Below are 23,007 nucleotides of genomic sequence, written 5' to 3'. Positions count from 1 at the left end.
CAATATTGGAAACACTGTACGTAGTTAAGATCGGTGGTAATATTATCGACCATTCAGAGAAGCTGGCGGACTTCCTGCAATCCTTTGCTGCATTGTCCGGGAAGAAGGTCCTTGTACACGGAGGCGGCAAACTGGCTACACAGCTTGCAGAGCAAATGAACGTACCCCAGCAGTTGGTGGACGGCCGCCGTATCACGGATGCAGCAACGCTGAAGATCGTTACGATGGTATATGCAGGCGATATCAACAAAAGAGTGGTGGCAGCATTGCAATCACATGGATGCAATGCCATCGGACTCACCGGCGCAGACGGCAATGCCATCCTCGCACATAAGCGCGAGAAAGCGGGTATCGACTACGGCTTTGCCGGAGATGTGGACGCCGTGAATGCAGAACTGTTGCACGCCCTCCTCAGCCTCAACATGACGGTGGTACTGGCCCCCATCACGCATAACGGCAAAGGACAGTTGCTGAATACCAATGCAGATACCATTGCACAGGAAACAGCAAAAGGACTCAGCAAACACTATAACGTGCAACTGATCTACTCCTTCGAGAAAAGCGGTGTATTGCTGGATGCAAATGACGACAGCACAGTTATCCCCTCCATCGATCCCAGGTTCTACCAGGAACTCAAATCAACTGAAAAAATATTTGCAGGCATGATCCCGAAACTGGATAATGCCTTTGCAGCCATCCGCAGTGGCGTAGGAAAAGTAATTATCGGAAAAGCGGAAGAACTGCCAGCACTGATCGCCGGAAAAGCCGGCACAAGCATCGTACATGAATAATCATTCGATACAGGAACTGCAACAGAGTGCGATTGAATTGCTGAAGCAACTCATCGCTACGCCCTCTTTCAGTAAGGAAGAGCAGGACACTGCCAGCATCCTCAAAATATTCCTCGAAGAACGAGGCATTGAAGCAAAGCAATTCAAATACAATATATGGGCTGCCAACAGGCATTTTGATGCAAGTAAGCCTACGCTGCTGCTTAACTCACATCACGATACTGTAAAGCCTAACAAAGGGTATACACTCGATCCTTTCACGCCCATAGTTAAGGAAGGAAAACTCTTCGGCCTCGGCAGCAATGATGCCGGTGGCCCGCTGGTGAGCCTGCTCGCCACCTTCCTGCATTTCTACAACCGAACCGATCTGAAATATAACCTGCTCTTTGCAGCCTCCGCAGAAGAAGAGATCAGCGGAAGAGAAGGGATCGAAATATTATTGCCTGAATTGCCGCCCATCGATTGCGCTATTGTTGGAGAACCTACCCTCATGCAGATGGCCGTAGCAGAACGCGGACTGATGGTGCTGGATGCACTTTCTCATGGCCGCGCAGGACATGCAGCCCGTGAAGAAGGAGAGAACGCCATCTACAAGGCATTGAAGGATATCGAATGGTTCAGCGCTTACAGGTTCCCGAAAGTATCTGAATTACTCGGTCCTGTAAAAACCTCCGTAACTGTAATTGAAACCGATAACAAGGCGCATAATGTAGTACCCGCCCAGTGCAGGTTTGTGGTTGACGTTCGTGTAAATGAACTCTATACTTTTGAAGAGATACTGAACGTGATACGCAAAAACATTCAAAGCGAAGTAACACCCCGCAGTACGCGCCTCCGATCCACCAGCATCGCGTTGGAACACCCACTGGTGCAATCAGGCATCAAACTTGGCAGGACTTATTATGGTTCGCCCACCACTTCAGATAAAGCCCTCATGCCCTTCCAGGCTTTGAAGATGGGCCCCGGTGACTCAGCGCGCAGTCATACTGCCGATGAATTCATCTACATCGAAGAAATAGAAGATGGAATTGCATTATACATTGATCTCTTAAACCAGGTATTATGAAACTGTGGCAGAAAGAAAGCACTTCAACATCTGAACAGATCGAACACTTCACGGTAGGACGTGATAAGGAATTCGATATTCTCCTCGCGCCTTTCGATGTGCAGGGCTCTATTGCTCATGTGACCATGCTCGGAGAAGTTGGGCTGATGAGTAAACCCGATGCAACAAAAGCAGTACGCGAACTGGAAAATATCCTGCAGGAGATCAAAGACGGCAAATTCCGCATCGAAGAGCATGTGGAAGATGTACATTCTCAGGTGGAACTGCTGCTTACGCAACGCATCGGCGAAGCCGGCAAAATGATCCATAGCGGCCGCAGCCGTAATGATCAGGTGGCCGTAGATATCAAGCTCTACCTGCGCTCCGAGATCCTCGCCATCAAAGACGCGAGTAAAAAATTATTCGATCTGCTGATCTCCCTCAGCGAAAAACATAAAGCTGTTCTTTTACCAGGATACACACATCTTCAGATCGCCATGCCTTCATCATTTGGCTTATGGTTAGGGGCCTATGCTGAAAGTTTGGTGGATGACCTGGCTGTATTATCCTCTGCTTACTATGTAGCAAACAAGAACCCGCTGGGAAGCGGGGCAGGTTATGGTTCTTCCTTCCCGCTCAACCGTACACGCACAACCGAACTTTTACAATTCGGTACTCTCAACTGGAATGCCGTGTACGCTCAAATGAGCCGCGGTAAAACGGAGCGTATTCTCGGACAGGGCATCGGCAATATCGCTAATACCCTGAGCAGACTGGCAATGGATTGCTGTTTGTATATCAACCAGAATTTTGGCTTCATTTCTTTTCCATCGGAGCTCACCACCGGCAGCAGCATTATGCCGCATAAGAAGAACCCCGATGTATTCGAGTTGATCCGCGCCAAATGCAACCGCATACAATCCGTACCCAATGAGCTCACATTGCTGGTGAACAACCTGCCAAGCGGCTATCACCGCGATCTTCAGCTCACCAAGGAAATTCTTTTCCCGGCTATCGAAGAACTGAAAGCATGCCTGGAAATGATGCATCTTATGCTCTCCAATATGAGTGTGAAAGATGGAATTCTGGACGATGAGAAATACAAATACCTTTTCAGCGTGGAAGCCGTGAACGAGCTGGTGAACAAAGGCATTCCCTTCCGTGAAGCTTACAAGCAGGTAGGGAATCATATTGAAGAAGGGAAGTTCAATTTCGATTATAAGAAACAGTTACATCATACGCATGAGGGGAGTTTGGGGAATTTGTGCAATCATGAGATTGAGAAGGAAATGATTAATATCATCAACAAGTTTGCATAGAATGAAGGGGAGGCCTATTGCTTTTCCCCCTTTACCTCGTTCTTTGTTTGAAAGGTAAACGGTATCTTTCGTGCCGTCACATCGATGGCCCCTTTAGCTTTCAGCTTCAAATTACTTTGTAATAGCATTCCTGTCTTTTCTTCAATCTGTACTTCACCCTCTTGGGTTCCTTCCAAATTAACTAGTGCATTTACACCTTGCACTGCAACTTTTTCATCATTCGACACAACCACTCCTTTTACATCCAGAAAAGCAATCCCATCTGAGATTTTTCGTAATGTAAAAACCGATTTTACTGAAGACTTGAACTCATTATTAACAGTATTTTCTAATTCCCAGGATTGTCCAATATTTAGGGCTGAATCCGGAAATAATTTGAACATGCTTTCGATAATGTTTTGAAAGTATTCTGGCCCCATGTTTTTTTGGACAGAGTTTTTGAGCATAGATAACGCCTCTTCGTCGTCTCCTGCAATCTGCTCCATATGTTTGAAAAGTTCAGATAGGCCTGTAAGTGATTTTACGTCTCCTTTGGGAGAAATGACGGCTTTGAGCTGTGCTCCTTTAAAAGCAGCGAACATTTTTTCAGCAGGTGGCGCTTCGACTAAAGTGTTGGATGCATCGAGATTTCTCTCCTGATTTTCTGTTTCAATTTTAGCCTTAAAGCGATTGTAGGTTATATGAAAAAGTAAATTATTACTTGAATCCTTACTTGTTTCATAAGACACATTCATCTTAATAGAGTTGCCACTTTCCTTTTCCTCGCCCCCTATTTCATAAGTAGTTTTGCTTTCGCTGAGGATATCGTAATTGTAGCGTAGGCCAACTTCAGGCTCTAAACGCAGCGAATACGTACTTTGAGCGGAAGTACCTTTTACATTTTTTAAATTAGTGCTTTCTTTACAAGCGGAAACCATAACAGGGAACGCCAGGGCTGTCCGAAAAAACAATTTCATAAAACCATTAGCTTTTAACTCTTTGAAATCAATTTCATATAGGTAACTGAAGCCTAAATAAATTAAGCTGTGGATCCTCCTTGCCTTCATAATGGAACTTTAAACGTCGCTGAATATGAAACGGTTCATAAATGACTATAGGCTGCAAGCCTATGCAATCCTCGGGTTTGCATTTTATATTAGTTAACTGATCCAAACTGATTTTGGAGCAATTGTAAAGGTCATATGTATTTTGATAAAAGAAAACAATTTCATTTAGGTCAATTTTATTTTCGAGTTCTTTTACCCCGATCACTTTCCACTCCTTATAGGCTGATTTGTGTACCACCGCATGAAACAACACATCGGCCTGAGCTATTTTTTCAAGGTCAATCTCCTCAACATCAGTCCTATAATCATATATTATAAAAGTAAAAGGAGCTACAAGCCTCCCGTATGAATGAAATTTCTCATCTATTGGAATTCTGAAAAAATGACCTTTACTATTATGTGTAATTCGCATATAAATTATTGAAAGTATCCTGTAAATCTAAATAATAATCCGAATTCACGAGTTGATGCCAACCAATACATCATCCCCTTTTTATTCCATCTACTCACACCTCTGATTGGGTTGCCCGACTTTCTTGGTGAGCCCAAATCAGACTGAGCTCCTCCATTATAATCGATCAATTGTTGTTCTCTTCCACGTATTGAATATCGATCATAGCTAGCTTGATCTAATTTGGCGGCAGAGAACCCTTTTATATGGTGAAATGCATCTCTTTTTGCAACGATTTGAACATCTGTAAGCTTAATTTTACTAACATCCGCACTTGCTCTTCCACTTCCTCCTCCATCATATACATACCTGATATGCCCTTTGCCCTCAACATTGATAGAAACAGGCTTATCGAAAATATTATAAGTAACACCTTTTGCAGAACCTGTTCTTATCTCTTTATTTCTGTCCAGCGAAAGGTTACCGTTAAGATCGTAATCATAATCATCAGTACTTCCAGTATTGGTTCCATCTTTAAAATCTCCGGATTTACCATTGCTGGCGCCAGTTGTACTGAGATCATCAATTCGTGTCAGCCTGTTGGATAAAGGTTTGTAAACGTAACTAAGTTTATCAATCTCCACTTTTGATGCGCTTCCCAACAGTGTGCCCATATTGGTCATGGAAAACAGATTTCCATTTGCATCATAGGCAATATCTTTCACTGTGTAGTCGAGCCTGGAATTGTTCCACCCTTCGCTGCTATTACCTTTCTGAGTGAAGGTAGCTTTGGTTAAGCGATCAAGATTATCATATTCGTATTCATATTTTCTTGGTGTATTATCACCCTGACTTTTCCATTGAACACCGGTAATGTTTCCGTTTAAAAGCCCATTGGAGAATTTATTATCGCGATTATCATAACCGATATAAATACCGAAATAATGCTCCCACTGATCAGAATTATATTCTCCCAGCGCATAGTCTTTATTGATACCCGTAAGCCAGCCTTTGATATTAAAGTCAAAATTGAGGGTTTCTAACCCTTGTCCATTATTGTACTGAGGAGCAAGTGTCTTTTGAACTCTTCTACCCAATTCGTCATATTTATGGGCAAACAACATTTTATAAGAAGCATCTGCATCCTCCTGGATATTATCGAGGAATGGAGAAGACAACCATAATCTGGAAGAGTTGTTGAGTTTAAGTCCTTTGCCAATAAGCCTTCTAATAGGACTTCATTCCAATATTATTCATAACCGTAATTCTAAAGCTGATAAATGTGACAAAAACACTGGTAAGTGTGCTATGTAGTAGGAGCTGGAAAACCAAATTTTACACCTTATAAAATCTGGTATTACGCATAGAGCTGACTATAAAAGTCAAACGCTGAATGTTGGGGAATCCACTATTGTCTTCTTAGTCAACCCTGGTGAATTCCTTATATGATACTGCCAACAATCCCGTTTCTCTGGCAGACTTCAATTGGAAATTTGTAATGTTTGATTTCTGTGCCAGCACTTGTGGCCCCTGCCGATTTGGAGACAATTCACCAGGATAAATTATGGAATTGAAGTATTGTTAGTTTCCCCAACAATTACCTCATCAGCCCTGACAGCATGCCCCTCAGGAACCACTTCCGCGCAAAACTGGAAAAAATATTCAAAGAGAAATAAACACTGCAATCCATCCCCTTCTCTGAAAATGCAAAAGGTCGCTCCGTTTGGAAGCGACCTTTTGCATTTATTGTAATACGCTCGTTACTTATTGATTTGCTTTTTCAATAATTCGATCTCCCTTTCCTGTGCCTCATTCTTTTTTTCCTGCTCTTCACTCTTTTTGACAAGCGCTTCAATTTTTTTGTGTTGCTCAATTGTATACAACATCAATTCTTCAATTTTCTTCAGCAATGCAGCCTGATTCTCTCCAACGTCAATCCCATTTGTCTTTACCTCCTCGGCCGATGGCACATCTGGTAAGTGCTGATAACTTTTTATATAAGCCTCTACTTCCTCCAAGGGCCTTAGTTGATACGCAGGATGAAAAACATAGTCCGGCCAGGTTTCTGCGTCTATACGTACTTTCCTGGCACGAATATTACCTTCAACGAACAGTTTGAAATTCACATCCGTGATATTCGTAGTGCCAATCCCCACATTTCCATTCGAAGCAATACGCATTCTTTCTGTATTATTGGTTCCAAATCTCACTGCTCCACTCATAAAGTTCCACATTTGAAGAGTGTTTGGAATTGTAGATGTAGTAGAGGTTAAGCTGACTATCGCTCCATGGGTATTAAACGTAGTTCCCGCATTGTTAAAAAAACTAATTGAAGTTTGGGAACTTGCCCCTGCATTAGCGTTCCTGATATTCAATGTAGGACTGGCATCATTAGAATTCTTACTGATGTCCAAAGGATAAAGGGGATTGTTATTAGCGATTCCAACAAAACCAGTGTTAGTTATCCGCATCTTTTCAGTAATTGTTCCGGCATTACCAGTGTGAAACGTCATAACTCCTGTTTTATCTGCCCCCTTTCGAGACATTCCCAAAAAACCTATCATATTTCTAACTGCACTATTACCCTGAACATAAAAAGAGACTACCGGACCAAAGCCATCCACCATAGTACCTGTAGTTGTTTTCGTTAATCCCAGCACTGTTGTTAAGTTGTTGGTTGAAGTTCCAGTATTTTCTGTCATTAGCGGAATTCCAGTATTCATCACATGAAGATTGTACAATGGCGTAGTAGTGCCAATACCAACAGTGCCAGTTTCGGGCCAGGGAAAAGTATTTTGAGCATTCAGGTGCAAGATGCCGGACGCAATCAAAAAAAACGAGAGCAAGGATAAGTGTTTCATATTTTTGGGTGTTAAGTTTAGGGTGTTTCAAAATCTCACTATCCACTATCTCAGTTGCTTCGTATCCACTCTTGAAGGAGTATCCTTTCCTGCAACAATAGTTTTTGCACTCACTGCTATGGATTTGATGATCTCCGTCATATTCTTCATATCCAGTGTTTCGATCTCATCTTCCTGCGTATGATAGAATTTTTCACTGTCCATTTTCGATGTAGAGATGGTATGTGCCGGAACACCTTGTCTGGCCAGGGTTGCATTGTCTGAACGATAGAACAGTTGCTGATCGGGATAGGGATCAGGATAGAATTTGAAAGCAGATCCCTGCAGGTTCTTTTCCAGGATAGTGCCCATATCAGTCTTTTCATAACCGGTAATGAAAGCGGAGTTGGTGCCCCATTTGCTTTCTGTACCGATCATCTCGATATTGAACATGGCCATCACTTTGGAAGGATCGAACTGCTCAGAGAAATGTTTCGATCCAAATCCACCTACTTCTTCAGCAGTGAAGGCTGCAAATACCAGAGTACGTTCATTGTTTTTTTGCTGCGCATAGTATTGCGCCAGCATGATCACGGCAGTAACACCGGAAGCGTCATCATTGGCGCCATTGAAGATGGAGTCCCCGGCTTCATTCGGTTTACCGATGCCAAGGTGATCATAGTGACCGGAGAAGATCACGTATTCATTTTTCTTTTTCTTTCCGGGAAGAATGCCTACAACATTTTTCAGCGGAGCCCGTGTGATCTCCTGGTTGAATTCAACGGAATAGGTATTGGCGGCTTCATTGGAAAGCACCAGTACGATATTGGAAGGAGATTCGAATGATTGCTCGCGGAAACGCTTGAGGCCATTGAACATCCTTCCGTGCTTCTCGTGTACGGTAACGAAATAATTTTTCTTTGAATCCAGCAGTCGCATCACTACAGGGAACAGCGTGTCTGCTTCCCCGATGTTCACGTTTGTGTAGCCGGATTTATTATCCACTTTGATATTGCTCTGTGAGCTGAGCGCCACGATATTCTTTTCAGGAATGGAATTACCATTCACCATACCGTTCGCATTCAGGAATTTCGGTTTTATCATTGCGAACTCCTGGAACCAGGAATCACCTTTTACAGGCTGAAGACCTGCTTTCTTAAATTCTGCTGCAATGAAATCGGCGGCTTTATCGATACCGGGGGTAAATGTGCGGCGGCCCTGCATATCATCGGCGGACAGGATCTTTTCGATCCTTTCCACTTCCGTAACATTGATAACCTTGTCGATGGATTGTGAATAGCTAACCTGCCCGATAGCGAGCATGGTTACAATGGAGAGAATTTTCTGCATGGGAATGTATTCAGTGTTTTTGTTTTGAGCAACAGGCTAAAGGCTCATCATTTCCTTGAACTTCACGGTCTGACGGCGACTCACTTCTATCTTTTCACCGCCTTTCAATTCCAGCAGCAGGCCGCCATTGAAATAAGGTTCTATTTTGTCTATCAGACGGAGGTTCACTATATGTTTGCGATTGGCGCGAAAGAATGTTTTTTCATCCAGTCTTTCTTCCAGTGCATTGAGGGATTTCAGGATCAGCGGCTTGTTGGGCCCGAAATACACTTTCGCGTAGTTCCCAACGCTTTCGAACAACCGAATTTCGGAGAGCTTCACAAACCAGCAGCGTTCGCCATCTTTCACAAATACCTGGTCGTTCTCACTCAATACGGAGTGGTTCACGTTGGCAGGGTTCACGGGAAGCTGGTCGCGGTCCTCATGCTGGTGCAATTTCTGGATAGCGTCTGCGAGCCTTTTGGGCTCAACAGGTTTGAGGAGATAGTCCAGTGCATTCACTTCAAAAGCTTTCAATGCAAATTCATCGTAAGCGGTGGTGAAGATCACGTGCGGGGTTCGGTCCAGTTCAGACAGCATATCGAAACCTGTTTTGCCTGGCATGGAAATATCCAGGAAAATGAGGTCTGGGTTGATATTTTCGATTTTCTCGATGCCTTCTCCGGCATTGGCGGCTTCTGCCACCACTTCGATTTCCGGGAATTCAGTGAGCAGTTTTTTCAGCTCATTGCGGGCGAGGCGTTCGTCGTCAATAATGATGGCTCTGATCATATACCTGGTTAAATGTTTTCAACAGGAATGAGTATGCGGGCTTCTACCAGTCCGCTGTCTACCTGTCTTATTTCAAAGTTAGCTTTTTCGCCAAACAATAATTGCAGGCGGTTCCGGGTACTGCTAAGTCCGAAGCCATCGCCTGTATTCATATAACCATTGAGGTGACCCGTATTCTGAACGATCAGTTCGTGGAAATTGTTCCTGAAGTCAGACACCACCTTCACCACGCCTCCACTGATCTGTTTGCCGATACCGTGCTTGATGGCATTTTCTACCAGGGTTTGAAGCATCATGGGCGGTACAGGTTGGTCCAGGGTATCTTCATCTATCTGGTATTCCACTTTGAGTCGGTCCTCAAACCGGATATATTCCAGCGCCAGGTAGTCCTTCACGATGCTGAGTTCCTTCTCGAACGGCACTGTCTCCTGCTTTTCCGCCTGCATGCTGCTGCGGAGGATATTGCTGAGCTCGGTAATGGCATTGCGGGCGCGATTGGGATTTTCATCGATTAGCGCGCGGATACTATTGAGGGCATTGAATATGAAATGAGGATTGATATGCGCTTTGATGGTTTTCAGTTCCAGTTCTTTCACCAGCGACTGAAGCCTTACACGGTCCAGTTGCGTGTCTCGCGCCCGAACGATATAATGATAAGCGAAATAGATCAGGTTCCAGATCAGTACAAAGAGGAAGCAGCCCAGTGCCGCACGGAGGATCTTGTTGATCAGCGCCAGCTCGGCCTGTTTGGGTGGTTCGAAACCAAGCACCCGCTCCAGTGTTGTGCCCAATGCTGCATAGATCACGGCAAATACAAATGAAACGAAAAAGATGTAGAAGCCCTGTTCATTGATTGGCTTGTCTACCAGTTTGAACCGGTGGATGAAGCTTCGCATCACATGCGTAACCAGGAATCCGATTGCCGCTTCCAGGAAGAGTACCTCATAGAAGTAAGGCGTTTCCCGGTTACGGAGGGTCAAATAAAAAAAGATATAAACCAGAATGAACGCGCTCCAGCCCAGGATCTGGCAGAGCCAGTAATATGATATTTTTTTAGCCATGGTCGAAAGATCGGAACCCAACAAATCTACGTTTTTGAGGAGGTCATATGCCGTATTTGGGATATATGGCCGTATAATTAGCTTATCGGCATGTCAATGTATGCCTTTTGTCGGAAGAAACGAGTGTATTTGTTAAAGTTTCCGGAACGGGCTTCCGCCTGAAGTCCCCTGAAGGATTAGGCCTGAAACTTTAAAATTTAGCCGTATTTTTGACCATTAAATTCATTTGGAAATGAACATCGCCCCAGGCCCGCTACTCAGCATGATCAATTCTCCGGCCGATCTTAAACAATTGAGCCGGGAACAGTTGCATCAGGTTTGTGATGAACTGCGTCAGTACATCATTGATGTAGTGAGTGTTCATGGAGGGCATTTTGCCGCCAGTCTGGGGGTAGTGGAGCTATCAGTTGCACTGCATTATATTTACAATACGCCTTTCGACCAACTGGTTTGGGATGTAGGCCACCAGGCTTATGGACATAAGATCCTTACCGGTCGCCGAGATGTATTCCCTTCCAACCGGAAATACAATGGCATCAGCGGTTTCCCAAACAGGAAAGAAAGTGAGTATGACACATTCGGTGTGGGCCACTCTTCCACTTCCATCTCCGCTGCACTGGGAATGGCGATGGCATCCAGGATCAAAGGAGAGAACCGCAAGGCAGTGGCCGTGATCGGCGATGGCGCACTCACTGCAGGTCTCGCATTCGAAGGCATGAACCATGCCGGCGTTGCAGATTCTGACGTACTCATCATCCTCAACGACAATTGTATGAGCATCGACCCCAATGTGGGTGCGCTCAAGGAATATCTCACCGATATCTCCACATCACAGACCTACAATAAGTTCAAGGACGATATCTGGAAAGCGCTCGGCAAACTGCCCGTGGGCAAGAACTTCACCCGCGAAATGGCCAGCAAGATCGAGCATAGCATCAAAGGCTTCATCAACAAAAACAGCAATCTCTTCGAAGCCCTGAAGCTCCGCTATTTCGGACCGATCGACGGACATAATATCACCAAGCTCGTAGACACGCTCCATGATCTGAAAAATATCCCCGGCCCCAAACTCCTGCACATCGTAACGGTGAAGGGTAAGGGCTATTCGCTCGCGGAAAAAGATCAGACCCGCTGGCATGCGCCCGGCCTGTTTGATAAGATCACCGGCGAGATCTACAAGAAATCATTCGAAGTTCCTCAGCCTCCGAAATACCAGGATGTTTTCGGCCATACCATTATTGAACTGGCTGAACAGAATAAGAGCATTATCGGTGTTACCCCCGCCATGCCTTCCGGCTCCTCCCTCAAATTCATGATGGAGAAAATGCCCGAGCGTGCATTCGATGTGGGCATCTGCGAACAACATGCCGTAACCCTCAGCGCCGGTATGGCTACACAGGGCATGCGCGTGTTCTGCAATATCTATTCTTCATTCATGCAACGCGCGTACGACCAGGTGATCCACGACGTAGCCATCCAGAACCTGCCGGTTGTTTTCTGTCTCGACAGAGGCGGCCTTGTAGGTGAAGACGGCGCCACACATCACGGAGCCTATGATATCGCGTACTTCCGTTGCATCCCCAATATGGTGGTGAGCTCCCCCATGAATGAACAGGAGCTCCGCAACCTGATGTATACAGCACAACTGGAAAAGAATGATTTTCCTTTTTCCATCCGCTATCCACGCGGAGAAGGTGTGATGCCGGAATGGAGAACACCGCTCGAAGAGATCACCATCGGCAAGGGGCGTAAGATCAAAGACGGAAAGGAAATCGCTATTCTCTCTTTTGGTCACCCGGGCAATTTTGCTACTACTGCCATCCGTGAACTCAGAACAGATGGCATCGACCCGGCACACTACGATCTCCGTTTTGTGAAGCCTATCGATGAAGACCTGCTGCATGAAGTATTCAGCAAGTACAACAAGATCGTAACGGTGGAAGACGGAACGGTAGTTGGCGGATTCGGCAGCGCTATTCTGGAATTCATGGCGGCGCATAACTATAAGGCCGACGTGAAGATCCTCGGCATTCCCGACAGGATCGTGGAGCATGGCACTCCGAAAGAACTGCACCGCGAATGTGGTTTCGATGCCGCCGGCATTGCAGCTGCCGTTCGTGAAATGGTGAGCGAGAAAGTGCAGGTAAACGTTAAATTGTAATCCCCTGTTTTTATAGTTTATGGAAGTTGATAGTTTCGGGCATCCTGAATACCGGGGAGCCCACTCGCTCGCCTCCGGCGAACACCGTGTCGCCGGAGGCGACGGAATAACCGTCACTCGCGGGGACGCGAGCGACTGCTCCCCGAGTAAAAGCAAACCATCTTCATGAAAAGGATCCTTCTCACCATCGTTTCTTTACTGATCGTGTTCCTGCTGGCCAGCGGCGGCTGGTATCTTTATAAGAAGAACAGTAAAGCTCCTGCTGTGAAGCCTGCGCCAACAGCTACCCTTATGCGAAAGCTGGGATCGAAAAGCGCAACACTTGAAACCTATGCCAAAGCGAACAATTTCAATACAGAGCTTTGCTTTATGATCGATATGAAGATCGAATCCGGCAAGAACCGTTTTTTCATTTACGATATGAAAAAAGATTCAGTGCTGGGTGCCAGTTTGGTAACACATGGCAGATGTAATGAAACCTGGTTGAAAGGCAGGAAGTATGGCAATGAGGTAGGTTGCGGCTGTACCTCACTCGGAAAATACAAGATCGGGAATCCATATCATGGGAAATTCGGACTGGCCTACAAACTGCATGGCCTGGACGCCACCAACAGCAATGCTTTCAAAAGATATGTTGTGCTGCATTCACATGAATGCGTACCCAATAATGAAGTAACTCCTTACCCCATCTGCCAGAGTGATGGTTGCCCTACGGTATCTGCAGACTTCCTCAAAAAGCTGGCAGCCATTATCGATAAGAGCCCGAAACCTGTTTTGTTGTATATCTACGAATAATATAAAATACCCAATTACAGTCAAATTTTACAGCGCTGGTAAAAAAGCTTGAATTGATGATGAGCCGGATAAAGTGCAGCGTGGAATAAAACCGTTTTACTTAAATAAGCTGAGGTAAGGCTCAAAAACGAACCAGCGGTATTTTACAGAACCATTTTCCTGTACAAGCCATTTTTTATCTTCAAAGATCCTCACCAGATCATTGGCAGCTTTAGTACTTAACTGGCAAACCTCTTCCACTTTTTTTATATTGATCACCGGATTATGAAATAGTTGGTCAAGCAGTTTCTGACCGGAGGCCTGGCGCCTGCCAAAATCAGTCAGGGTTTCCTTTTCAAGCCTGAACTTCAATTCCAATACTGCATCCAGTGTTTTTACTCCATTGGTGGCGGTTTCTATCACTCCTGTCAGAAAAAATTTCAACCAGTGCACCAGGTCATTTTTCTCGCTTACCCGCCGGAGGTTTTCGTAATAAAGTGTTCTGTTTTCTCGAAATACACACTCAGATATAATAAAGGCTTTTTTAGAATACCGGTTGAGATCAGATAAAGTGGGATCAGCAATCTTCCGATCCTTCCATTTCCATCCAAGAATGGGATCTTATGGGCCTGACGCAGCAATCTTGAAGAAAGCGGTAGCTTATCCAGTTGCCTGACAGCGCCATACAGCGCCCTGACATAATTATTCACTTCAATCCAACCAGACCTTCGCTCTGGTTGAATCTCATCTTCCGGTAATAAAGCTTCATCTATTTGAGTACGGGTGCCTTCAATTTTGCTGGACTCTACAGCTTCTTTGGTAACATGCAATTGAATGTAAAGATCTGTACTGGGTACAGGCTTGCATATGAGTTGAGCTCCCCCAACTTTACATAAGCCTTTTCCAACAGGGCATTGATTGTTCCATCTTCCCAAACCCAAAAATGATTGATGCTGGAAGGGACAAAATATTTGTAATTCATCCCTTTTTCAGAGTGGCCGGCTTTGAATTTTTCAATGGTCTGCCTGGAATATTTCATCCAACCAAAGTAAGCCAACTTCTCATTAAGTTTACTTTGTCAATAAAAAGTAAACTTAATAATTTTTAAATTTACTTAAGGAAACTTAGCCTGGATAAAAAATGCCCGCCGGGTGGCGGGCACTTGAACCTATTTTAAATGTTAGCTTACTTTTTATCGGCCTCATTATTTTCATCTTCGTCTTCATCTTCTTCATCTTCTTCGTTTTCATCGTCTTCATCTTCATCATCGCTATCTTCTTTGTAATCTTTATCAGCATCCCCACCAGCTTCTTCATCACCCTCTTCAGCTTCTTCTGATTTATTTTCAATCGCTCCATCATTCAATTCACCAATTTCATCTTCTTCTTCAACTTCAAAATCGTCCTCTTCAAATTCCTCTGCAAACTCTTCTCCGAACAATCCGCTTTTTTCTTCATTACCACCAGACATCAACCCGTTCGGAAGGCCATCCAGTCCAAACTCATCTTCTTCCCTGTTTTCGTTGTATTCAACTATGAAGTTGTTCCTTCCTTCACCTACCATGATGGTAAGATATTTCAACTGCACAAGCTCCAGCATGGAAAGAAAGAGGAATATCGCTTGTATGCGGTCGTTAGCCCTGTTGAAAATCCGTTCAAACGGCACAGTTTTGTTTTTCTTCAGCGTGTTGATCATATACTCACGGCTTTCTTCCATGGTATAGTTGTAACGCACTACAGTGTGAACGGGTTTGTTGTTACGCTGTTCCATCCGTTTCATCACGCGCTCGAAAGTCTTCATGAGCTTAAAGAGCGTGATGGTTTGGATCTCGGTGCCTTCGCCGGATTCTTCTCCAATGGTAGAAAGTTCTTTGGCCAGATTACCTCTGCGCACCATCAGCATACGCATTGCTTCCATTTCTGCCATCTGAACGGCGGCTTCTTTGTAGCGTTTGTATTCAAGGATCTTGTCTACCAGTTCCTGACGTGGATCGATCTCATTACCCTGTGCATCCAATTCTTTTCGTGGCAGCAGCATTTTTGCTTTGATACGCATGAGTGTGCTGATGAAAAGGATGAATTCACTCGATAATTCAATATTGAGTTTTTCCTGCTCGTGGATATAAGCCAGGAAGTCCTTGATGATATTGGTAATGGGAATATTATAGATATCCAGTTCGTCCCGCTCGATGAAGAAGAGCAGAAGGTCGAATGGTCCCTCGAACTGGGGAAGCCTGATCTGGTACGAAGACTGATTTACCATGCTGATGATTTGGAATATTCTCCGGGATACCTGCCTGTCTTTCAGGATCACGCACCGGCTGGACAGCCCGGAAACAAAGCCGCCTGCAGCTCCCGGCTGGGAACGGCAGGCGACAAATGTATGAAATATCCTGTTTAGAATTTAGTTGAAAAACCCACACTGAGCAAGGACCTGAGCTGAGTTCCTGCAGAAGTATTATCGGGCCCGAACTGACGCACATCATCATCATATATCAGGTCGAAATTATACGTAACGTTCAGGAACTTATTTACTTTCATGGAAATGATATTGGTCCAGAAAACGTCAACATTCTGTGGCTTGGCCGAGATCTTTTCCCTTTCCACCTGGTAAGAACCTGTAGGCGTATAGCGGTAAGTGCTCAGGTAGTTGGAATAGAGATCGAGACGGCTCTTATAGGTCACGTTCTTGAGGATCTCTTTGGCAAAGTTGGCCGAAGCGAATCCACCAAGTTCCATCCTCACTTTCTGATGAGGGTCTACTCCGTAAAGGGTGGCAAGTGGCTTCTCGAAGCCGCCGCCATCATCTACCGGAATAATGCCACCGGGGAAATAATAGCGCCAGGGATCAGTCACAAATAATGTACGGGCAGATACCGGAGAAATGAACAGGCTGAAATAAGGAACAGGGTGCCAGTCGATACCCGGCGCAACGATCAGGTAAGCCGGAGCAAAGAAGGCAGAAGTCCTGCGCTTGTAGGTATCTTTTCCGAGATACGTATAATCGAACCCGTGAGTGAATTGAGAGCGGAAGTTAACCACACCGGAAAGACTAAGGGTTTTGGTAAGATCATGACCCAGCTTGCCGAAGTAATCAATCTTATCATCTGTTTTCCGGTTACCCAGCGACGTTGTATTTACGATCGCATAACCGAGATCGAGGTTATTGTTCCAGTAGAATTTCCCTTCCCTGTAATTGGCAAATACACTCAGTTGACCTGAAGTGGAAAAGGAGAACTTTTCCGCACCTGCAGCCCAGTTCTTACTGCTACCCTGTCCAACGTTCAGAGAAAAGATGCCGCCTTTTCTCCATCCGTGTTTATGAGAGGTATCAATAGCTACAGTTTTCTCGGAGGTGGATTTCATTTCTCTCACACCGGGATCCTGTGCCTTCAGGGCATACAACGACAAACTGAATGCGCAAAAGAGCAAGATTTTTCGCATAGTAGTAGAATATAATGATGGTTAGATTACTTTTTCTTCAGCTCATCCCTGATTTCCATGAGCAATTGCTCAGTAGGAGTAGGACCGGGAGGAGGTGCAGCCGCAGCTTCTTTTTTGGCGGCCATCTTTTTCATACCACGCACCAGCAGGAAAAGTATCCATGCAATGATGATGAATTTGATAATCGCTGCAAGGAATTTTCCGTATTTGACTGCGCCCCAGGTTAGCTTATCGATATTCTCTGCATTGGCAAGCTTCAATGCAGGAGTCAACAGCAACGGTGTGATCACATCATCAACAAGTGAAGAGACGATGGTCCCAAAAGCGCCACCGATGATCACCGCAACGGCAAGATCAACCACGTTACCTTTCAGTGCAAAGTCTTTGAAGTCTTTAAGCATTCCCATATAGATAGAATTTTAATTGAATGAATGCAATCATGGCAAAACTATATAATATATAATTGCCAGCCATATATTGATTTCCACGATGTGGATTTCGGTTACACGAAGGGGCTGTTTAATCTTTCTTTAGACCGGGATATTTCATATCGAGGTCCTGCAGGGTTTTGAGCAGTGTACTGGCGATCAGGTATTCTTTGTACCAGTTCTGATCCGCAGGCACAATGGTCCAGGGAACATTGTTGCAATGCGTGAAAGCATCATCATATACTTTCATGTAGTCGTCCCATTTCTTCGCTTCTTCAAAATCGTTAGCGTTGTACTTCCACTGTTTGGCGGGGTCGTGTATGCGTTCGTTGAGTCTTTCCTGTTGTTCTTCCGGGGAAACATGCAGGTAGAATTTAAGGATGCGCGTACTGTTATGTTCGGTAAGCAGCTGTTCAAAATCGTTGATGGCCTTCATGCGTTTTTTAGCTGTCTCATCGTCGATAAGGTGATGTACGCGTGTAACCAGAATGTCTTCATAATGGGATCTGTTGAAGATCTGTATCACACCTTTTCCAGGAGCGTGGGCATGAATACGCCAGAGAAAATCGTGGGATAATTCTTCGGCTGTAGGCACTTTGAAACTTTTCACGGTTACGCCCTGTGGGTTGAGGGAACCGAATACATTTCGGATCACGCCATCTTTTCCGCTTGCATCCATTCCCTGGATCACGATCAGGATGGCATGTTTGGATTCTGCGTAGAGCAGGTTCTGCAGATCATCCAGTTTTTGCAGGATGGCTTCGGTTTTGGCTTTTGTTTCCTGCTTGTCAAATTCTTTCGGAGCACGGGTACTGATAGAGGATAGTAATGTTTTTCCCATAGCGGACAATATGTGATTTAAGGTATATCATTTTTCTGATTTGCGGATGTACCTTTTTCTCTCGCTGTATTTTGAATAAAGAAGGCCGCCTCGGGGAGACAGCCTTCGCAAACTCATAGTGGCTGCTGTTATACAGTCATGATTTCTTTTTCTTTTGCTGCGAGATGCTTATCTATAAGAGAGATGAATTTGTCTGTAAGGTCCTGTACATTCTTTTCGCCATCTTTACAAACATCTTCGCTGAGGCCGTTCTTCTGCAGTTTCTTGATTTTTTCGATAGCGTCCCTGCGGATATTGCGGACAGCAACTTTTGAATGTTCGCCTTCACCCTGTGCGCGTTTAACCAGTTCTTTACGACGTTCTTCGGTGAGTGGCGGCATAAACAGGCGGATGGTCATGCCATCATTCTGGGGTGTAATACCGATATTGGCGGCAATGATGGCGCGCTCGATAGGTTGCAGCATATTTTTTTCCCAGGGCTGAATGGCCAGCGTTCTGGCATCGGCCACTGTTATATTTCCCACCTGACTGATAGGTGTGGGGGTTCCATAGTAGTCAACAACAAGACCGTCTACCAGGTTTGGATTGGCCTTTCCTGCACGTACTTTGATCAGCTCGGCTTCCAGGTGGTCAATAGCCTTCACCATGGCTTCTTCAGCCTGGCCTTTGATAATATTTAACTCGTCTGACATAATTGAATGAATTAAGTGCGTTGCAAACCTACGTCAATTCAGAAAAACTGCACAGAGAACGGATGAGAATTTAATAAATCAGGGTCTTTTACAATTCAGAAGAACGTAAAAGACCCTTGAGATTTATGTGAAGGGACTCAATTCTTGTGTTCGAGGATTGTATCCTTGGTAAGAGGAACGATCTTGGTGGTACCTTTTTCCTTGATGTCTTTTTCCACTGATCTGGCCACAAAAAGGCGGGGTTGGGGGCGTGTGTAGTAGAGGGCGGCAATACCGGTGAAGAAGAACCCGATCACCCCAAGGATGATCCAGGTGCAACCGAAATTGCGCATACTGTAAGCAACCACCACAAACAGCAGGTTTACAGCTACCAGGCCCAGCGTAATGGTACGGTGGGAAAGGCCTCTGTCCAGGAGCATGTGATGGATATGGTTTCTATCGGGGCTGAAAGGTGAGCGGCGGTTGAAGATACGGATTCCAAAAACCCTTAATGTATCCAGCAGGGGGATCATCAGGATGGTGAAGGCCAGCGCCGGTGATGCTATCAGCGGGTAGGCCACATCGGTAGCATTGGCTGCATCAATGAACTTAACGGCAAGTATAGACGTAATAAGCCCTATCAATAAGGATCCTGTATCGCCCATGAATACTTTCGCGGGCTGGAAATTGAAGATCAGGAATGCTGCAACACTGCCGGCCAGAGAGAAGGCAAGGATCGCATACCCGATCATGTTATTCTGCAGAAAATAGAATCCGAAAATGATGGAGGTCATCAGGCCGAGGCTTCCCGCCAGGCCATCTATGCCATCGATCAGATTAAATGAGTTGATGATTACGATCACGGTGAAGTAGGTCAGCAGCAGGCTGAACGATTCAGGCAACTCATGAATGCCCATGAAACCATGCATACTGGAGAGCTGTACACCGCCCTTGTAAATGATCAGGAAGGCGGCCAGTACTTGACCTATAAATTTCTTGATTGGGGAAATAACCAAAATATCATCTTTCAGACCCAGGAAGAAGATCACGAAAGCTGCAGCCAGGAAATACTGCATTTCGTTCGATTTCTGAAATTGAATGGATATGAGACAGGCCAGAACGAAGCCGGCAAATATGCCAAGGCCACCCAGGGAAGGGATCGGCGTTTCATGGATTTTGCGCTCATCCGGAATGTCGAACAGTTTTTTTCTTTCGGCTACTGTAATAATTACAGGGATAGCTAAGAAGGTTACAGTAAAGGATATAGCTATCGAGAGTAATACATCAAACATCAGCCCTGTTTTTGGTTTCCTAAATATTTGTCTTTATACTATCTACGTGCTGCTAATCTGGCCGGTTGGGGCAAAATAGATGCCAAGGTTCAAAACTACAGCACTTGTCGCTATAAATGAACTTCAATTCAGGCAACTTTATTGTTTAAGGCGGGCAATTGGAGATCAAAAATAAAGAAAAGTTTAATAGAGTCATCACTTGGTCTACAATTTCTTGTAGTTTTGCCACCACATTTAAAGACCGTTAAAGACTGTTTATGCCAGCATTAAAAGACATCGCCACACAGATCCGCAGGGATATTGTTAGAATGGTTCACGGCTCACAAAGCGGCCACCCCGGTGGTTCCCTTGGTTGTACAGATTATTTTGCAGCATTATATTTCAAGGTAATGCAGCACAACCCGCAGTTCAATATGAATGCCACCAATGAGGATGTCTTCATCTTGTCTAACGGACACATTAGCCCCGTTTTCTACTCCACCCTGGCCAGGGCCGGGTATTTCGACATAAAAGAACTTGCCACATTCCGTAAACTGAACTCCCGCCTCCAGGGCCACCCCGCTACCCATGAGCACCTTCCGGGTATCCGGATAGCATCAGGTTCCCTCGGTCAGGGTATGAGCGTGGCCATCGGAGCTGCCCTCACCAAAAAACTCAACGGCGAAAGCAATCTCGTGTTTTCACTGAGTGGTGACGGTGAGCTGGACGAAGGCCAGAACTGGGAAGCCATCATGTTTGCAGGCGCAAAAAAAGTGGACAACCTCATTGCAACTGTAGACTGGAATGGACAACAGATCGACGGACCTACTGATAAAGTGATGAAACTTGGCGACATTGGCGCTAAATTCGAAGCTTTCGGCTGGGAAGTGATCCGCCTCGAAGAAGGAAATGACGTGGATAAAGTGGTTGCCGCACTGGAAAAAGCCAAAACATTCGTAGGAAAAGGAAAACCCATCGCTATTATGATGAAAACCCAGATGGGAGCCGGCGTCGACTTTATGGAAGGCTCACACGAATGGCATGGTATCGCCCCCAACGACGAGCAACTGGCCAAAGCACTGGCCCAATTGCCGGAAACTCTCGGCGATTATTAAGCGCAGTTCACAAAAACATAATATAGGGTCCCGGCTTCGGCCGGGATTTTTTATGTTTTCAATTCGATCGGTTGAAGGGCAGCCTTACGGGAAGGGAACCACGAAGCCAGGATGGCAACAAACAGTACTGTGATCACGATCAATACAAAATCCTGTGGCAATATTTTAACGGGGTAATAATCGATGAGGAAAGTTCCTCCTTCCAACGGGATCAGTTTGAACCGTACCTGTGCCCAGCAAAAGATCAGGGCCAGCACAATGCCGGCGCCGGCGCCGATGCCTGCCAGCAAAATGCCTTCACTCAGGAAAATTTTCTGCACCAGCCTGTTGTCTGCCCCCATCGCTTTGAGCGCCTGGATATCTTTTTGTTTCTCCAGTACCAGCATGGTAAGACCGCCGATCATGGTAAAGGCAGCAACGATCAGCATCAGGGTAAGGATACCATAGGTGGCCCATTTCTCCATGGTCATTACACTATACAGGCTTTGGTTTTGCTCGTATTTTGTTTCTATCCGGTATGAATCACCGAAGATCGATCTCAGTTGTTTTTTTACCTCATCGGCTTTTTCGCCATCCACCAATGCTATTTCTGCAGCACTGTATTCATCGGGGCCCAGGTTCATCATGCGCTTCATGAAGGCCAGGTTGGTGATGGCATATTTGTTATCGATATCAGCCTGGATCATGAAAGTACCGGCAGTATTGATATTGGAAGCAGCAAAACTCTCGTAGGGATTTGCTGTATTAACTGTAGCTCCACGCTTGAAAAGGTATACCAGGAGCGGAAACACATTCTTGTCGGATTCCACGCCCAGCGCATTCTCCACGCCATTGCCCAATACCAGTGTGGGGTATTCTTCATTACCTGTGAGAAAACTGCCGCGGAACATTTTCTCCGGGACCCCTGCCACATATTTATAGTTGCTGTCAACCCCTTTGAGGTCGGCGATCACCTGGATATCATCGTTCAGCAACAATGTTTTTTCTTCGGCCATCAATGAATAGTGGCGTACCTGCGGATTGCTGCGGAGTTGTTGTAATTGTTCTTTCGTGAGTGTGAGCAGTTTGCCCTTTGCCGGCGAGATACGGATATCGGTGTAGAAAGATGAATACAAACTCTTCACCAGTCCTTCAAAACCATTGAACACACTCAATACTACGATGAACGCAAAAGTGATACACATGATAGCGATCATGCTCACCCAGGCAATCACATTGATGGCATTGGTAGATTTCTTTGCTTTGAAATAGCGCCAGGCGAAGAGAAAATTCATTCTAAGGGCTTATAGTGTGATTGGGCAGTTTCTTATTTTTCCTCTTTCCCTTCTTCATCCTTTTTGATCTGGCGGAACAGGTCCTCCATTTTGAAAACATGGTCCAGGGTATCGTCCGTGTAAAATCTCAGTTCCGGCATGCGCCTGAGCTGTTTAGCCACCCTGGCCGTTAGTTCTTTTTTGATCTCCCAGGCCCTGTCTTCGATCTTTTTCAGGGCGGCAGCCGCGTCTTTTACCTGGAAGAAACTCAGGTAAATCCGGGCTTCCAGCAGGTCCGGGGTCATTTTCACTCCGGAAATGGATACCATTCCGCCATCTATCATGGTCAGGCTCAATCGCTGGAAGATCCCATTCAATTCCTCGTTCAGGAGGCCCGCTATCTGTTTTTGTCTTTTTCCTTCTTGCATTCCTTTAA

Annotated in this window: 23 protein-coding genes; 6 read left to right on the top strand and 17 right to left on the bottom strand. The window is 45.3% G+C overall.

What is annotated here, in order from left to right:
- Window positions 1-5 precede the first annotated feature (5 nt).
- From argB to argH, 3 genes are read left to right on the top strand one after another with little or no spacing between them, the layout of a single operon-like run.
- Entirely contained in the window at window positions 6-791 is a 786-nt protein-coding gene (gene argB, locus D9Y29_RS14220; RefSeq protein ID WP_127129249.1) for an acetylglutamate kinase, read from the top strand.
- Window positions 784-1,857: a M20 family metallo-hydrolase gene (locus D9Y29_RS14215; protein ID WP_127129247.1), complete on the top strand. Its 1,074-nt coding sequence runs from the start codon at window positions 784-786 to the stop codon at window positions 1,855-1,857. The genes argB and D9Y29_RS14215 overlap by 8 nt, the downstream gene beginning before the upstream one ends.
- Complete coding sequence (gene argH / locus D9Y29_RS14210) at window positions 1,854-3,155, top strand: argininosuccinate lyase (RefSeq protein ID WP_127129245.1); 1,302 nt, start codon at window positions 1,854-1,856, stop codon at window positions 3,153-3,155. Before D9Y29_RS14215 ends, argH begins: the two co-directional genes overlap by 4 nt.
- 14 nt (window positions 3,156-3,169) lie before the next feature.
- Here the strand turns inward: argH and D9Y29_RS14205 are convergent, their stop codons facing one another.
- The 7 genes from D9Y29_RS14205 to D9Y29_RS14175 form a co-directional block, all read right to left on the bottom strand.
- Entirely contained in the window at window positions 3,170-4,201 is a 1,032-nt protein-coding gene (locus D9Y29_RS14205; protein ID WP_127129243.1) for a DUF6263 family protein, read from the bottom strand.
- Complete coding sequence (locus D9Y29_RS14200; protein ID WP_127129241.1) at window positions 4,146-4,613, bottom strand: Imm26 family immunity protein; 468 nt, start codon at window positions 4,611-4,613, stop codon at window positions 4,146-4,148. Before D9Y29_RS14200 ends, D9Y29_RS14205 begins: the two co-directional genes overlap by 56 nt.
- A gap of 5 nt (window positions 4,614-4,618) precedes the next feature.
- Complete coding sequence (locus D9Y29_RS14195; protein WP_127129239.1) at window positions 4,619-5,770, bottom strand: hypothetical protein; 1,152 nt, start codon at window positions 5,768-5,770, stop codon at window positions 4,619-4,621.
- 582 nt (window positions 5,771-6,352) lie between these two features.
- Window positions 6,353-7,453 carry a hypothetical protein gene (locus tag D9Y29_RS14190; RefSeq protein WP_127129237.1) on the bottom strand — a complete coding sequence of 367 codons (1,101 nt, stop codon included), beginning with the start codon at window positions 7,451-7,453 and terminating at the stop codon, window positions 6,353-6,355.
- Between the two features lie 45 nt (window positions 7,454-7,498).
- Window positions 7,499-8,782, bottom strand: coding sequence for a M20/M25/M40 family metallo-hydrolase (locus D9Y29_RS14185; protein ID WP_127129235.1), 1,284 nt, complete (start codon window positions 8,780-8,782; stop codon window positions 7,499-7,501).
- 36 nt (window positions 8,783-8,818) lie between these two features.
- A complete protein-coding gene (locus tag D9Y29_RS14180; RefSeq protein ID WP_192909907.1) occupies window positions 8,819-9,553 on the bottom strand; it encodes a LytR/AlgR family response regulator transcription factor in 735 nt (244 codons plus the stop codon).
- 8 nt (window positions 9,554-9,561) lie between these two features.
- Complete coding sequence (locus D9Y29_RS14175; protein WP_127129233.1) at window positions 9,562-10,614, bottom strand: sensor histidine kinase; 1,053 nt, start codon at window positions 10,612-10,614, stop codon at window positions 9,562-9,564.
- Window positions 10,615-10,846: 232 nt separating this feature from the next.
- On the opposite strand from D9Y29_RS14175, the gene dxs reads away from it, so the two are divergent.
- Both dxs and D9Y29_RS14165 read left to right on the top strand, forming a co-directional pair.
- The gene (dxs, locus tag D9Y29_RS14170; protein ID WP_127129231.1) at window positions 10,847-12,775 is read left to right on the top strand and encodes a 1-deoxy-D-xylulose-5-phosphate synthase; all 1,929 of its coding nucleotides are present in this window, start codon (window positions 10,847-10,849) and stop codon (window positions 12,773-12,775) included.
- A 165-nt stretch (window positions 12,776-12,940) separates the two neighbouring features.
- Window positions 12,941-13,570 carry a murein L,D-transpeptidase catalytic domain-containing protein gene (locus tag D9Y29_RS14165; RefSeq protein ID WP_127129229.1) on the top strand — a complete coding sequence of 210 codons (630 nt, stop codon included), beginning with the start codon at window positions 12,941-12,943 and terminating at the stop codon, window positions 13,568-13,570.
- A 96-nt stretch (window positions 13,571-13,666) separates the two neighbouring features.
- Here the strand turns inward: D9Y29_RS14165 and D9Y29_RS26685 are convergent, their stop codons facing one another.
- The 8 genes from D9Y29_RS26685 to D9Y29_RS14125 all read right to left on the bottom strand — a co-directional run bounded on the left by D9Y29_RS26685 (window position 13,667) and on the right by D9Y29_RS14125 (window position 20,224).
- On the bottom strand, window positions 13,667-13,993 hold the full coding sequence (locus D9Y29_RS26685) for a hypothetical protein (protein ID WP_206513783.1): 327 nt from the start codon (window positions 13,991-13,993) through the stop codon (window positions 13,667-13,669).
- A gap of 26 nt (window positions 13,994-14,019) precedes the next feature.
- Window positions 14,020-14,484, bottom strand: a complete 465-nt coding sequence (locus D9Y29_RS26905; protein ID WP_206513782.1) for a Fic family protein — start codon at window positions 14,482-14,484, stop codon at window positions 14,020-14,022.
- Window positions 14,485-14,734: 250 nt separating this feature from the next.
- Window positions 14,735-15,811: a segregation and condensation protein A gene (locus D9Y29_RS14150; RefSeq protein ID WP_241237938.1), complete on the bottom strand. Its 1,077-nt coding sequence runs from the start codon at window positions 15,809-15,811 to the stop codon at window positions 14,735-14,737.
- A gap of 134 nt (window positions 15,812-15,945) precedes the next feature.
- Complete coding sequence (locus D9Y29_RS14145; protein WP_127129227.1) at window positions 15,946-16,992, bottom strand: DUF3078 domain-containing protein; 1,047 nt, start codon at window positions 16,990-16,992, stop codon at window positions 15,946-15,948.
- A 26-nt stretch (window positions 16,993-17,018) separates the two neighbouring features.
- Complete coding sequence (gene mscL / locus D9Y29_RS14140; protein WP_127129225.1) at window positions 17,019-17,399, bottom strand: large conductance mechanosensitive channel protein MscL; 381 nt, start codon at window positions 17,397-17,399, stop codon at window positions 17,019-17,021.
- A 112-nt stretch (window positions 17,400-17,511) separates the two neighbouring features.
- On the bottom strand, window positions 17,512-18,261 hold the full coding sequence (locus tag D9Y29_RS14135; RefSeq protein ID WP_127129223.1) for a PPK2 family polyphosphate kinase: 750 nt from the start codon (window positions 18,259-18,261) through the stop codon (window positions 17,512-17,514).
- 128 nt (window positions 18,262-18,389) lie between these two features.
- The gene (gene frr / locus D9Y29_RS14130) at window positions 18,390-18,953 is read right to left on the bottom strand and encodes a ribosome recycling factor (protein ID WP_127129221.1); all 564 of its coding nucleotides are present in this window, start codon (window positions 18,951-18,953) and stop codon (window positions 18,390-18,392) included.
- Between the two features lie 137 nt (window positions 18,954-19,090).
- Window positions 19,091-20,224: an MraY family glycosyltransferase gene (locus tag D9Y29_RS14125; protein ID WP_127129219.1), complete on the bottom strand. Its 1,134-nt coding sequence runs from the start codon at window positions 20,222-20,224 to the stop codon at window positions 19,091-19,093.
- Between the two features lie 257 nt (window positions 20,225-20,481).
- On the opposite strand from D9Y29_RS14125, the gene D9Y29_RS14120 reads away from it, so the two are divergent.
- On the top strand, window positions 20,482-21,318 hold the full coding sequence (locus tag D9Y29_RS14120) for a transketolase (RefSeq protein WP_127129217.1): 837 nt from the start codon (window positions 20,482-20,484) through the stop codon (window positions 21,316-21,318).
- 50 nt (window positions 21,319-21,368) lie between these two features.
- Here D9Y29_RS14120 and D9Y29_RS14115 read toward each other — a convergent pair whose 3' ends face one another.
- On the bottom strand, window positions 21,369-22,592 hold the full coding sequence (locus tag D9Y29_RS14115; protein WP_127129215.1) for an FtsX-like permease family protein: 1,224 nt from the start codon (window positions 22,590-22,592) through the stop codon (window positions 21,369-21,371).
- 32 nt (window positions 22,593-22,624) lie between these two features.
- Window positions 22,625-22,999 (bottom strand): 30S ribosome-binding factor RbfA, encoded by a 375-nt coding sequence (gene rbfA, locus D9Y29_RS14110; protein WP_127129213.1) that lies wholly within the window; start codon window positions 22,997-22,999, stop codon window positions 22,625-22,627.
- Window positions 23,000-23,007: the final 8 nt, after the last annotated feature.

The organism is Pseudoflavitalea rhizosphaerae (assembly GCF_003991355.1).
GTDB classification, from domain to species: Bacteria; Bacteroidota; Bacteroidia; order Chitinophagales; family Chitinophagaceae; genus Pseudobacter; species Pseudobacter rhizosphaerae.
Note: the sequence above shows the minus strand (reverse complement) of the source record. Positions and strands in the feature narration are given on the sequence as shown.